Annotated in this window: 13 protein-coding genes; 4 read left to right on the forward strand and 9 right to left on the reverse strand. The window is 56.7% G+C overall.

Annotation, left to right across the window (positions count from 1 at the left end; all coding sequences use genetic code 11):
* Window positions 1-262: 262 nt before the first annotated feature.
* Together purN and purM are read right to left on the reverse strand one after the other, a co-directional pair.
* On the reverse strand, window positions 263-904 hold the full coding sequence (gene purN, locus BN2591_RS09040) for a phosphoribosylglycinamide formyltransferase (RefSeq protein ID WP_045510372.1): 642 nt from the start codon (window positions 902-904) through the stop codon (window positions 263-265).
* A complete protein-coding gene (gene purM / locus BN2591_RS09045) occupies window positions 901-1,938 on the reverse strand; it encodes a phosphoribosylformylglycinamidine cyclo-ligase (protein WP_086871058.1) in 1,038 nt (345 codons plus the stop codon). The genes purN and purM overlap by 4 nt, the downstream gene beginning before the upstream one ends.
* A gap of 234 nt (window positions 1,939-2,172) precedes the next feature.
* Here purM and upp point away from each other — a divergent pair, with 234 nt between their 5' ends.
* The 3 genes from upp (at window position 2,173) to BN2591_RS09060 (ending at window position 4,999) form a co-directional block, all read left to right on the forward strand.
* Window positions 2,173-2,799: a uracil phosphoribosyltransferase gene (gene upp / locus BN2591_RS09050; RefSeq protein WP_017458966.1), complete on the forward strand. Its 627-nt coding sequence runs from the start codon at window positions 2,173-2,175 to the stop codon at window positions 2,797-2,799.
* Window positions 2,800-2,908: 109 nt separating this feature from the next.
* Entirely contained in the window at window positions 2,909-4,198 is a 1,290-nt protein-coding gene (gene uraA / locus BN2591_RS09055; RefSeq protein WP_086870817.1) for a uracil permease, read from the forward strand.
* Window positions 4,199-4,297: 99 nt separating this feature from the next.
* Window positions 4,298-4,999: a DnaA inactivator Hda gene (locus BN2591_RS09060; RefSeq protein WP_065370367.1), complete on the forward strand. Its 702-nt coding sequence runs from the start codon at window positions 4,298-4,300 to the stop codon at window positions 4,997-4,999.
* A 32-nt stretch (window positions 5,000-5,031) separates the two neighbouring features.
* Here the strand turns inward: BN2591_RS09060 and arsC are convergent, their stop codons facing one another.
* Both arsC and bepA read right to left on the reverse strand, forming a co-directional pair.
* Window positions 5,032-5,388 carry an arsenate reductase (glutaredoxin) gene (arsC, locus tag BN2591_RS09065; protein ID WP_086870820.1) on the reverse strand — a complete coding sequence of 119 codons (357 nt, stop codon included), beginning with the start codon at window positions 5,386-5,388 and terminating at the stop codon, window positions 5,032-5,034.
* Between the two features lie 12 nt (window positions 5,389-5,400).
* Window positions 5,401-6,867, reverse strand: coding sequence for a beta-barrel assembly-enhancing protease (gene bepA, locus BN2591_RS09070; RefSeq protein WP_086870821.1), 1,467 nt, complete (start codon window positions 6,865-6,867; stop codon window positions 5,401-5,403).
* Between the two features lie 222 nt (window positions 6,868-7,089).
* Here bepA and BN2591_RS09075 point away from each other — a divergent pair, with 222 nt between their 5' ends.
* Window positions 7,090-8,154: an AI-2E family transporter gene (locus BN2591_RS09075; RefSeq protein ID WP_086870823.1), complete on the forward strand. Its 1,065-nt coding sequence runs from the start codon at window positions 7,090-7,092 to the stop codon at window positions 8,152-8,154.
* A gap of 40 nt (window positions 8,155-8,194) precedes the next feature.
* Here BN2591_RS09075 and focA read toward each other — a convergent pair whose 3' ends face one another.
* The 5 genes from focA to hyfH form a co-directional block, all read right to left on the reverse strand.
* Window positions 8,195-9,052 (reverse strand): formate transporter FocA, encoded by an 858-nt coding sequence (gene focA, locus BN2591_RS09080; RefSeq protein ID WP_086870824.1) that lies wholly within the window; start codon window positions 9,050-9,052, stop codon window positions 8,195-8,197.
* A gap of 105 nt (window positions 9,053-9,157) precedes the next feature.
* Window positions 9,158-11,107: a sigma 54-interacting transcriptional regulator gene (locus tag BN2591_RS09085; protein ID WP_086870826.1), complete on the reverse strand. Its 1,950-nt coding sequence runs from the start codon at window positions 11,105-11,107 to the stop codon at window positions 9,158-9,160.
* Window positions 11,108-11,216: 109 nt separating this feature from the next.
* Window positions 11,217-11,630 (reverse strand): formate hydrogenlyase maturation HycH family protein, encoded by a 414-nt coding sequence (locus tag BN2591_RS09090; protein WP_086870828.1) that lies wholly within the window; start codon window positions 11,628-11,630, stop codon window positions 11,217-11,219.
* Entirely contained in the window at window positions 11,623-12,399 is a 777-nt protein-coding gene (locus BN2591_RS09095; RefSeq protein WP_086870830.1) for an NADH-quinone oxidoreductase subunit B family protein, read from the reverse strand. Before BN2591_RS09095 ends, BN2591_RS09090 begins: the two co-directional genes overlap by 8 nt.
* Window positions 12,396-12,944: a hydrogenase 4 subunit H gene (gene hyfH, locus BN2591_RS09100; protein ID WP_086870832.1), complete on the reverse strand. Its 549-nt coding sequence runs from the start codon at window positions 12,942-12,944 to the stop codon at window positions 12,396-12,398. The genes BN2591_RS09095 and hyfH overlap by 4 nt, the downstream gene beginning before the upstream one ends.
* Between the last annotated feature and the right edge of the window lie 10 nt (window positions 12,945-12,954).

Here is a 12,954-nt window from a genome sequence, read left to right on the forward strand (position 1 = left end):
TCCGGTTCTTGCTCGGGACACGGCAAATCCTTCTCGCTCTCGCGGTGCCCTGACTGACAGGTGAACGTTGCTGGCGTCCCTTCGTATGACACAACTTATTATGGCGAGCTTTGCCGTCAGATGTCCAACTGTGCCAAAAAAGTATGACAGTAATCCGTTTTTCGCATCTAAGATGATGGAAATAAAGTAACTTTTCTTTTTGCAGGGGAGAGGGAAGAAACCCTGCCGCGGCGGGCAGGGTGAAAAGCGATAAATTGAGTAATTATTCGTCGGCCGCATAGCCTTCGGGCGGTAAGCGCACACCATCCAGCCACGCGCTGTTGCTGTCCATTTTCAGGCGGCCATCAACAAACCAGCTAACCACCAGCGGGTAAATCGCATGTTCCTGCGATTGCACGCGTTCGGTGATCTCTTCTTCCGTATCACCTTCAAACACCGGTACTTTGGCTTGCAAAATCACCGGGCCACCGTCCAGCTCATCGGTGACAAAATGCACGCTGGTGCCGTGTTCTTCATCGCCGTTTTCCAGCACCTGACGGTGCGTGTGCAGGCCGGGATATTTCGGCAGCAGGGAAGGGTGGATATTCAACAGACGTCCGGCGTAATGCGCGACAAACGCCGGGCTGAGGATACGCATATAACCCGCCAGCACGACCACGTCCGGGGCATAAGCGTCGATTTCCTGCATCAGCTCGCGGTCAAACGCATCGCGGCTGGCGAACTGATCTGCGCTCAGCGCATGAGCGGGAATATTGGCTTCCCGCGCACGTTCAAGGCCGAACGCGTCGGCCTTATTACTGAAAACTGCCCGCAGGGTGCCGTTGATTTTTTTCTGTTTGCAGGCGTCGATAATTGCCTGCAAATTGCTTCCGTTACCGGAAATCAGCACCACGATGTTTTTCATTCAATAACCACACGCTCACTGGAATCGGATGCTTTGATGATACCGATTTTCCACGCCTTTTCACCCTTCGCATTCAGCAGCGTGATGGCTTTATCGGCTTCCGCCGCAGGCAGCGCAATCACCATGCCGACGCCGCAGTTAAAGGTGCGGTACATTTCATGGCGGCTCACGTTACCGGCGTTTTGCAGCCAGCTAAACACGGCCGGCCACTGCCAGGAGGATTCATCGATGACCGCCTGGGTGTTATCCGGCAGTACGCGCGGAATGTTTTCCCAGAAACCGCCGCCGGTCAGGTGGGCGATAGCGTGGACATCGACATTTGCAATCAGCTCCAGCACGGACTTCACATAAATGCGGGTCGGTTCCAGCAGGTGATCGGCCAGCGGTTTGCCTTCAAGTTGCGTCGCCTGCGGATCGGCACCGCTCACTTCGAGCACTTTACGCACCAGAGAATAGCCGTTGGAGTGCGGGCCGCTGGAAGCCAGGGCAACCAGCACGTCGCCGTCGGCCACTTTGGCACCGTCGATGATTTCTGATTTTTCTACCACACCGACGCAGAAACCGGCGACATCGTAATCTTCTCCATGGTACATGCCCGGCATTTCCGCCGTTTCGCCGCCCACCAGCGCACAGCCAGATTGCAGACAGCCTTCGGCGATGCCGTTGATCACGCTGGCGGCGGTATCAACATCCAGCTTGCCGGTCGCGTAATAGTCGAGGAAGAACAGCGGCTCTGCGCCCTGTACCACCAGATCGTTAACGCACATCGCCACCAGATCGATACCGATGGTGTCGTGACGTTTCAGATCCATTGCCAGACGCAGTTTTGTGCCCACGCCGTCAGTGCCGGAAACCAGTACTGGCTCACGATATTTTTGCGGCAGCGCGCACAGCGCACCGAAGCCGCCCAAACCGCCCATCACTTCCGGGCGACGGGTTTTCTTCACCACGCCTTTGATTCGGTCAACCAGAGCATTACCCGCGTCGATATCAACACCGGCATCTTTATAGCTGAGAGAGGTTTTATCGGTCACTGCTTGGGTCCCCACGCGTTTACTTGCGGTAGAAATAAAATTCGGCGCAATTCTAACAGCCAAGGCAAACGTTTGCGAGTCCATTATTTAAGGGCGCGGCGGATTCTTGCGATATACTCTTTTCCAGTCTGATTGATCGCGATCAAGCGCCTTTCTGTAGCGCGACGGAGAAAAAGCGGTATAATCCGGCGATTTTTTTTGTGGCTGCCACCTGTCAGGGGAAAGGAGAAGAGTATGAAGGTCGTGGAAGTAAAACACCCACTCGTCAAACACAAGCTGGGCCTGATGCGAGAGAACGACATCAGCACCAAACGCTTTCGTGAACTCGCCTCAGAAGTGGGCAGCCTGCTGACCTATGAAGCAACGGCCGATCTGGAAACCGAAAAAGTCACTATCGAAGGCTGGAACGGCCCGGTTCAGGTTGATCAAATAAAAGGTAAGAAAATCACCGTCGTGCCGATCCTGCGCGCCGGTCTGGGTATGATGGAAGGCGTGCTGGAGCACGTACCGAGCGCGCGTATCAGCGTCGTTGGCATCTACCGTAATGAAGAGACGCTGGAGCCGGTACCGTATTTCCAGAAACTGGTGTCCAATATTGACGAGCGTATGGCGCTGGTGGTTGATCCGATGCTGGCGACCGGCGGTTCGATGATCGCTACCATCGACCTGCTGAAAAACGCCGGTTGCCACAGCATTAAAGTGCTGGTGCTGGTTGCCGCGCCGGAAGGTCTGGCGGCGCTGGAAAAAGCGCACCCGGATGTTGAACTGTACACCGCGTCGATTGACCAGGGGCTGAATGAGCACGGATACATTATTCCGGGCCTCGGCGACGCCGGCGATAAAATCTTTGGTACGAAATAACTGATTAGAAATCGAAAGCCGACTTTGATAGTCGGCTTTTTTTTGGAATTCATAACACTGCCCGCCATTTTGGACGGGCGGACAACAACAACACTCAGAGGAAAACACTATGACGCGCCGTGCTATCGGGGTAAGTGAAAGACCGCCGCTTTTGCAGACCATCCCGCTTAGTTTACAGCATCTGTTCGCCATGTTCGGCGCAACGGTGCTGGTGCCAATCCTGTTCCACATTAACCCGGCCACCGTGCTGCTGTTTAATGGTATCGGGACACTGCTCTATATCTTTATTTGTAAAGGGAAAATCCCGGCCTATTTAGGTTCCAGCTTTGCGTTTATTTCCCCGGTGCTGCTGTTGCTGCCGCTGGGCTACGAAGTGGCGCTCGGTGGGTTCATTATGTGCGGCGTGCTGTTCTGCCTTGTCTCGTTCATTGTGAAAAAAGCGGGCACCGGCTGGCTGGATGTGATGTTCCCGCCTGCGGCGATGGGCGCAATCGTTGCCGTCATCGGTCTGGAACTGGCGGGCGTGGCGGCGAATATGGCCGGTCTGCTGCCAGCGGAAGGGCAGTCTGCGGATTCCAAAACCGTGATCATCTCGCTGGTGACGCTGGGCGTGACGGTGTTTGGCTCGGTGCTGTTCCGTGGCTTTATGGCGATTATCCCGATTCTCATTGGCGTGCTGGCGGGCTACGCGCTCTCCTTCGCGATGGGCGTTGTCGATACCACGCCGATTGCCCAGGCGCACTGGTTCGCGCTGCCGACGTTCTATACCCCGCGTTTTGAGTGGTTTGCCATTTTCACTATTCTGCCGGCAGCGCTGGTGGTGATTGCCGAACATGTGGGTCACCTGGTCGTGACGGCGAATATCGTCAAAAAAGATCTGATCCGCGATCCGGGTTTGCACCGCTCCATGTTCGCCAACGGCCTTTCAACCATGATCTCCGGCTTCTTCGGTTCCACGCCGAACACCACCTACGGCGAGAACATCGGTGTGATGGCCATTACCCGCGTGTACAGCACCTGGGTGATTGGCGGGGCGGCGATTATCGCTATTCTGCTCTCCTGCGTCGGTAAACTGGCGGCGGCTATCCAGATTATCCCGGTGCCGGTAATGGGCGGTGTTTCCCTGCTACTGTACGGCGTAATCGGTGCTTCCGGTATCCGCGTGCTGATCGAATCGAAAGTGGATTACAGCAAAGCGCAAAACCTGATCCTGACCTCCGTTATTCTGATCATCGGCGTCAGCGGCGCGAAAGTGCACATTGGTGCCGCCGAACTGAAAGGCATGGCGCTGGCGACGATCGTCGGTGTGGGTCTGAGCCTGATCTTTAAACTGATTAGCGTACTGCGCCCGGAAGAAGTGGTGCTGGACGCGCCAGAAGACGACGCTGCAAAGTCATAAACATCGTGCAGAATTGAACCGGGCCTTGTGCCCGGTTCAAACCTTGCAACATTTTGTGATAGACTCACTGCGTTTTTTGTAAGCCTTGTTGAGGTACCTCTGAACACGCCGGCACAGCTCTCCCTGCCATTGTATTTACCCGATGATGAAACCTTCGCGAGTTTCTGGCCGGGTGATAACCCCTCTTTACTGGCGGCACTGCAAAACGTTCTGCGCCAGGCGCACAGCGGATATATCTATTTCTGGTCGCGTGAAGGCGCGGGGCGCAGCCATTTGCTGCATGCGGCTTGTGCCGAACTCTCCCAGCGCGGTGATGCCGTCGGCTATGTGCCACTCGATAAGCGTACCTGGTTTGTGCCGGAAGTACTGGATGGGATGGAGCAACTCTCGCTGGTGTGTATCGACAATATTGAATGCGTGGCCGGTGACGAGCCGTGGGAGATGGCGATTTTCAACCTCTACAACCGCATTCTGGAACAGGGCAAAACCCGCTTGCTGATAACCGGCGACAGGCCTCCGCGCCAGCTCAACCTGGGGCTGCCGGATCTGGCCTCACGGCTGGACTGGGGACAAATCTACAAGCTGCAACCGCTTTCCGACGAAGACAAATTACAGGCCTTACAGCTGCGGGCGCGGATCCGTGGGTTTGAGCTGCCGGAAGACGTGGGGCGGTTTCTGTTAAAACGGCTGGACAGAGAAATGCGCACCCTGTTCGATACGCTGGATGAACTGGATCGCGCGTCGATCACCGCTCAGCGCAAGCTGACCATTCCGTTCGTCAAAGAGATCCTCAAACTCTGAACCCTCGCCAGACCGACGAGGGTTTTTTAATGCTACAAAATCTCCAGCACCTGCTCCGGCGGGCGACCGATGCGCGCTTTACCGTGGCTAACGACAATCGGGCGTTCAAGCAGTTTTGGGTTATCCACCAGTGCCTGCACCAGTTGCGCTTCCGTCAGTGCGCTATCGCTAAGCTGTAATTCTTTATAGAGATCTTCTTTGCTGCGCATTAGCTCGCGCGCACTGGACATGCCGAGCATTTTCAGCAGCTTTTGCACCGTCGCTGCGTCCGGTGGCGTCTCGAGGTAGAGCACCACGTCTGGTTCAACACCGTGCTCCTTCAGCAGCGCCAGCGTTTCACGGCTCTTTGAGCAGCGTGGGTTATGGTAAATCTTCACCGTCTCTGACATCTCTTCTCCTTATTACATTTTCTGGTACGGCTTGAACCGTTGCTGCAACTCGCGTAACTGGTCGATACGCGCATCGTAACGTGCCTGTTGCAGGCTGCCGAGCTTCACCTGCGAACTGGCGCTACTCAGCAAGGTAATGGCCTGATCCAGCTTGCCCACCAGCGCTAACCCTTCCGCACGCGCGGCCAGCTCCTGATCGCGGTTATTCAGCGCCGCTTCGGCCTGCGCCAGTAAATCCCAGCCGTTGACATCCTCTTTATACGTAAAGGTGTAACGGTTAAGAATGCGCGCGGCTTCCCCTGGCTGACCACCTTCCAGGTAGGCGTTCGCCAGGTTGAGTTGTAGCACCGGGTTGGTTTTCAGTTCGCTGGCAGCATTGAGGCGTTTAATGGCGTCCGCGCTTTTGTTCTGCCCTAAATCGATATCGGTCGCCAGGTCGAGATACCAGGCGTTGTTCGGGCTGGCGCTCAACAGCGGCTGCAAGGTTTTTGCCGCCTCGGCGTAATTTTTCGCTTCCATCGCCTGTAATGCCCGGCCATATTGCGCCGCGCGTTGTTCACGCACGTTGCCTTTCGACCAGCCATCCAGCAGATCGCTGGTGAGCTGGTTACGCCCGGAGTTGTACATGCCAAGCGTACGCGCTTTCGCCATATAGAACTCTTCGGACGACTGCACCACCACCGGACGCATCTGGTTGGCGCGGTTGCGCGCATCTGACAAGCGGCTTTCCGGCAACGGGTGCGTCAGCAGAATTTCCGGCGGGCGTGTGGAGTAGCGTGACTGATCCAGCAGTTTTTCGAGGAAGGTCGGCATCGCCTGGGGGTCAAACCCGGCGCGTTGCAGCACCTGAATACCAATGCGGTCCGCTTCCTGTTCGTTCTGCTGGGTAAAACTGATAAGCCCCTGTTGGGTGCCAGCCAGCGTGCCGGTGAGCGCGCCCATCCCGGCTTGCGGGTTAGCCATCGCCAGCAAAATGGAACCCAGCACGCCCGCCCAGGTCAGCGGCGCGTTGCGTTTTTGGTCTTCCATCGCGCGCGCCAGGTGGCGCTGGGTGACGTGGGAAATTTCGTGCGCCATCACCGAGGCTAGCTGACTTTCATTATCCGTATAGCGGAACAGTGCCGAGTGCAGCACCACATTACCGCCAAAAAAGGCGAAGGCGTTGATCTCGTCGTTATTGACGAGATAGAAGTGGAAAGGAGTTTTGACCGAATCCGCGTGCGCCACCAGACGCATGCCGAGGGAATTAATGTACTGCACCAGCAGCGGATCATTAATCAGCGGCGCGCTGCCGCGAAGCTGGCGAACGTAATAGTCGCCCATCTGCATCTCCTGACCAATGGAGAGCGTGCTTCCCGCCGAGGTGCCCATATCCGGCAACGTGCTGTCTAATGAATCAGCCCACGTCGGGGCGATGCTACCTGCACTGAGTGCGGCAATAAGGGTTGCGACCAGCGTTCGTTTCAACTGCCTGAACATAACCTCTTTCCTGTATTTTGGGTGACACACTGTTGACCTGCTTTCGGCGGCTTCGTTCCGGCTCACCGGCCTTCGAGTGTAGCCGCCTTCACGGATGAAAAACACCGTCTTGCGCGGATTGCTATGTTTCCCGCAAAGGATACGAAAAGCGAAGTCTTTTTTGTGACATTTCGATACAATTCCACTCCTTACCCCCGCTCAAGAGGCTCATGAAGGAACGTTATGCTCGAAATGTTAATGCAGTGGTATCGCCGCCGCTTCAGCGATCCGGAGGCGATTGCGCTGCTGGTCATTCTGCTCGCGGGGTTCTGTATTCTCTTCTTCTTCAGCGGCCTGCTCGCGCCGCTGCTGGTGGCGCTGGTGATCGCTTACCTGCTTGAGTGGCCTACCGCACGTCTGCAACGTATCGGCTGTTCGCGCACCTGGGCTGCGACCATAGTTCTGGTGCTGTTTGTCGGCATCCTGCTGGTGATGGCGTTTGTGGTGATGCCGGTTGCCTGGCAGCAGGGGATTTACCTGATCCGCGATATGCCCGGCATGTTAAGCAAACTCTCTGATTTTGCCGCCACCTTGCCGCGCCGCTACCCGGCGTTAATGGATGCGGGGATCATCGATGCGATGGCAGAAAACATGCGCTCCCGCATGCTGACAATGGGCGATTCGGTGGTGAAATATTCGCTCGCCTCGCTGGTCGGGCTGCTGACGCTGGCGGTCTATCTGGTGCTGGTGCCGCTGATGGTTTTCTTCCTGGTAAAAGATAAAGAGCAGATGCTTAACGCCGTGCGCCGCGTGTTGCCGCGCAACCGTGGGCTGGCGGGCCAGGTGTGGAAAGAGATGAACCAGCAAATCACCAACTACATCCGTGGCAAAGTGCTGGAGATGATTGTTGTCGGCATCGCCACATGGATCGGTTTTATCCTGTTTGGTCTCAACTACTCCCTGCTGCTGGCGGTGCTGGTTGGCTTCTCGGTGCTGATCCCCTATATCGGCGCGTTTGTCGTCACCATTCCGGTCGTTGGCGTGGCGCTGTTCCAGTTCGGGCTGGGCACCGAGTTCTGGAGCTGCTTCGCGGTCTATCTGATTATTCAGGGGCTGGACGGCAACCTGCTGGTGCCGGTGCTGTTCTCCGAAGCGGTGAACCTGCATCCGCTGGTGATCATTTTGTCGGTGATTATCTTCGGCGGGCTGTGGGGCTTCTGGGGCGTATTTTTCGCCATTCCGCTGGCGACGTTGATTCAGGCGGTGATCCACGCCTGGCCGGATTCACCGCCGGTGTCAGAAGAGTAATCTTGCCGGGCGGCAGCCAGCTTGCCGCCCGGCGTTCTCCTCAATGCGTGTTGTTCTGATGACGCAAATAGATAATCCAGTAGGTCACCCCCACCAGCACGCCGCCGCCGATAATATTGCCAATCGTCACCGGCAGCAGGTTATCGGTAATCACATTGCTGATGGTCAGCGCCGGAAAGTTATCCGGCGAGCTGTGTACCGCCGTCCAGAAACTCTGCGGTGAGAAGTCACGAATAATCACCGCCAGCGGCAGCAAAAACATATTGGCGATGCTGTGCTCAAAGCCGCTGGCGACAAACATGCCGATCGGTAGCAGCATCGCCATGATTTTGTCCGTCAATGTATGCCCGGAATAACTCATCCACACCGCCAGGCAGACCATCAAATTGCACAGCGTGCCCAGGCACACCGCTTCGATAAAGGTGTGATGCATTTTATGGTCAGCGGTTTGCAACACATTCAGCCCCCACAAGCCATTGCTGTTCATGGCCTGGCCGCCAAACCATATCAATGCCACAAAAAACAGTGCCCCAACGAGGTTGCCGAAATAGACGATCACCCAGTTGGTAAACAGTTGTCGCCAGCTAATCAACCCGCTGGCTTTGGCCATCACCGTCAGCACAGTAGAGGTAAAGAGATCCGCCCCGCAGACCACCACCAGAATCAGCCCGAGGGAAAAACAGACGCCGCCCGCCAGTTTCGCCAGCGCAGTCGCGGGCGCAGGCCCGGCGGTAACGGTGATGTAAAACACAAACGCAATCGAGATAAACACGCCCGCAGTAATCGCGAGGAAGAACGACAGCTCTTTTCGTTTGCTGACTTTATACAATCCAGACTGCTCGGCGACTTTTGCCATTTCCGCAGGAAGTCGCAGGTCAAACGCGTTGCCGGTATCCATTTGATTCTCCTGATTCAATGCATAGTAGACACCCGCCGTCTTATGCATAGCGCATACCAGCGACAAACCAGAGAGCGTTAGCGGGTTCACAGAACCCGAAGGGGGTTAGAGCACTTCGCGCACGGCGATACCGAGACGCTGCATCCGCGATAACAGGGTGGTGCGTTTCATGCCGAGTTTGGCGGCCGCGCCACGCGGCCCGGCGACAATGCCGTTGGTTTCGCGCAGCACCTGAATAATTTGCTGGCGTTCGGCTTCGTCATTTTCCGGCGGCTCCGGGCGCATCATCTCCGCCACTTTTGGCAGCGTGAAGGGGAAGGGATCGTGGCTGACAGGCTGCACCATGCTGACCGGCTGCGCGTGCAGATGCAGGTTCAGGGTGTTATCGCGCGCCAGCAGCACGGCGCGTTCAATGACGTTTTCCAGCTCGCGTACGTTACCGGGCCACTCGTAGCGCATCAGTTGCTGGAGGGTGTCGGCAGGAATGGTATCGATAGTGCGATTGAGGCGGCGTGCCAGTTTTTGCGTGAAATAACGCGCCAGTAGCGGAATATCGTCCGGCCGCTCGCGAAGCGGTGGCAGCACCAGCGGAAAGACATTCAGACGGTAAAACAGATCGTTACGGAATTCGCGGTCAATTACCATCTGGCGCAGATCGCGGTTGGTGGCGGCAATCACGCGCACGTTAACCGGAATGGTTTTTGTGCCGCCGATGCGTTCGATTTCGCGCTCCTGCAACACCCGCAGCAGTTTCGGTTGCAGCTCAAGCGGCATATCGCCAATTTCATCCAGGAACAGCGTGCCTTCATCGGCCATCTCAAAACGCCCGCGATGCGCGTTAATCGCCCCAGTGAACGCGCCTTTATCGTGACCAAACAACTCGCTTTCCAGCAGGCTGGCGGGAATGGCGGCACAGTTGATTTTCACCAGCGGTTTATCTTTGCGCGGGCTCATCTGGTGCAGGGCGCGGGCGATGATCTCTTTGCCGGTGCCGGTTTCCCCGAGGATTAGCACCGTGCTGTCGCTGAGCGCCACAATATTAACCTGCTGAAGCACGTCGCGCATCGCATCGCTCTGGTAAATGATATCGCCAAAACTCTGACTGGAGGCAATCTGCTCATTCAGTTTGCGGTTTTCGCTGTTCAGATTCTCTTTTAAATGAATCACCTGCCGGTAGGCGTCGGCATTATCGACGGCAATGCCAATTCTGTCGGCAATTTGCTGCAATAATCGACAGTTTTGCTCACTGAAAATCGCCGCGTCCCGGTGCGCCAGCAGCAGCACGCCAGGCGCGTGGTGGCTGAAGGTCAGCGGCAGAACAAACACCACGTTTAATCCCTGCATCGATAGCTGTTGCAATACGGGATCGTGCTGCCATAACGCCGCATCCTGCGCCTGGTGTAGCAGTGCGCCCTGATTCTCATTGAGCGCCGCCAGCACCACCGGGCTATCACTGCGCAGCGCAAAGCGCTCGGTCTCCGGCGGGCAACTGGGAAAGTGGGTGGCATGGCAAATGAGCTGGCGGGAGTGCAGCGTGTCGCGCAGCACCACGCGGATATTATCGATACCGAAAAAGCGGTGGATCTCCTGCGAAACATCGGCGATCAGATCGTCAAGATCCAGATGCGAGAGCACCGAGTTGGTAATATCCACCAGCACCCGATCATGGTCGCGCTCTTCACGCAACGTCTCGATCGACTGATTTAACGCCATGTGGGAAAGCTGATCTTCCAGCACCTGGCTTGCCAGCCGCGCCAGCCAGCTAAACATCGTGTTGTCCTGCTCAGTAAACTGGCCGTTATCGGTGCGAACAAAACGCAACTCCAGCACATCACTTTGCGCCAGCAGCACCAGGTGCAGCGAACTGTCGCTGATTTTTCCGCCATATTCACGCTCGCTGATTTCGGCACTGCCATCATCAAAGCAGCGCCAGAAGTGCGCGTTATTCAGGCGTAATTCAATAAACTGGACCGGGCTGAAAGGGGGCGGTAAGGGGATAAACGCCCGGAGTAACGAAGTGTGAGTATTCTGTTCCAGCAACTGCCGTAAGATCATGGATACGTCGCCCTTAATAGTGAGCGTAAATAGTACATTACCCCTTATTTTTGTAGTGTTACAAGCTTCACGTATAAATCACTGGGGTGACATTTATATGATGAATTATTCAGCGCAGCAGCCGCACCATCAGGTAGATCGCCGGTTCATGCGCCATATCCTGTAAATGTTGCAACAACTGGCGGCTCCAGCTCCGCCAGGGTTCTTCTGCTGTTTTCGATAACTGCACGAACGTCAGTGCGAGGGTATTCACGTGGCTGGCATCAATGACGATTTCACCGAAGGTTAATAACCCCTGCATTTTGCGCCTGGCATCGGCGTCGTCGATCAACGCCAGCCAGTGCTGGTAATCAGCAAGCGGGCATTCGAGCGCCACGTTGAGGCAGTCGATTACCCCAACGTGGTGGCCAATCGCCAGCGAGTAGTACATTACCTGGCGGCTTTTCTCTTCGAGTTCGACGCTGTTATCGACAAACTTCTGCCGCAGCATCCAGAACATCACTTTCGCTTGCTGCTCAGACATGGGCGCGCTCCAGCTCGTTCATCAGTTGCTGCACGATGGAGGTCAGGCGCGGATCCGCCGCCTGTTGCAGCCAGTGATTTACCCGCTGCGTGGCCTGCGCGGGATCGCCTGCGGTTAATAACGCGAATAGCTGGTCGGTTATCTCGCGTCCCTGGCGATAACCCGCCAGCTGGCGAGCCAGCCGCTCAATCGTTACCCGCAGAGCGAGCGGCAGCGTCGGCCAGCGTATGCTGGCGATTTCATCTGCCGCTTGTTGATGGTAGACGGCGTGCAGCTTTTGCTCCAGCAAGCCAAGCGCCACCGCGAAACCGTGGATGGTCGCCGCTGGCGTCGGCGGGCAGCCGGGGATCCACACATCAATCGGCACGATAGTGTCACTGCCGCCCCACACGCAGTAGAGATCGTGAAAAATCCCGCCGCCAACGCCACACGCGCCGTAGGAGATAGCGATTTTATGATCCGGGGCGGATTCCCAGGCACGCAGCGCGGGCATGCGCATGGCGCGCGTGACCGCGCCGGTAAACAGCAAAATATCCGCGTGGCGCGGCGACGCCACCACTTTGATGCCAAAACGTTCCGCGTCAAACAGTGGCGTAATGGCGGCAAAAATTTCGATTTCACATCCGTTGCAGCCGCCGCAATCGACGCGGTAAACGTAAGCAGAGCGCTGGATATCGCGCAGCAGTAGCTGCTTCATTTTCTGCGCGGACTCATCGAGCGGCACCGGCTGGCTGACATGCTGGTTCAGCACTTTCAGGTCGGAACTCATGCTTGCTCCTTCAGGTAATAATGCACGTTCACACTGCCGCGATGCTCCAGCGCCGCGCGTCGGCGGCAGGCCGGGCAGAGAGAGGCTTGCGCCCGCAGGTTCTCCAGCTGGTGTGGTGCGTTTTGGTTCAGAGCCAGCAGTTCCACCGCCAGCGTCACGGATTTTTCAGGCGCGAACGGCACGCCGCACTCGCGACAGTGTTGCAGGCGGAAGGTGGCGCGCACATAGAGATCGGCTTTGTTAGTGACCGCCAGTTCAAACTCTTCCGACAGACGAATCGCCCGCGTCGGGCACACCTCTTCGCAGCGCCCGCAGTAGATGCAGCGGCCAATGAACAGTTGCCAGACGCGGCTGTTCTCCCCGGCATCCGTTTCCAGCGTGAGCGCGTTCGCCGGGCAGGCGGTGGTACAGGCGCCGCAGGCAATGCATTGCTGTGGATCCAGTTCCGGTTTTCCACGAAACCCCGGACACACCTCCAGCGGCGCGAACGGGTATTTCACCGTTGGCTCGCCTGCTCTGAGAATGGTTTTCAACAATTTCAGCATCGTTTCTTTC

This window comes from Kosakonia pseudosacchari, from assembly GCF_900184035.1.
Lineage (GTDB): Bacteria > Pseudomonadota > Gammaproteobacteria > Enterobacterales > Enterobacteriaceae > Kosakonia > Kosakonia pseudosacchari.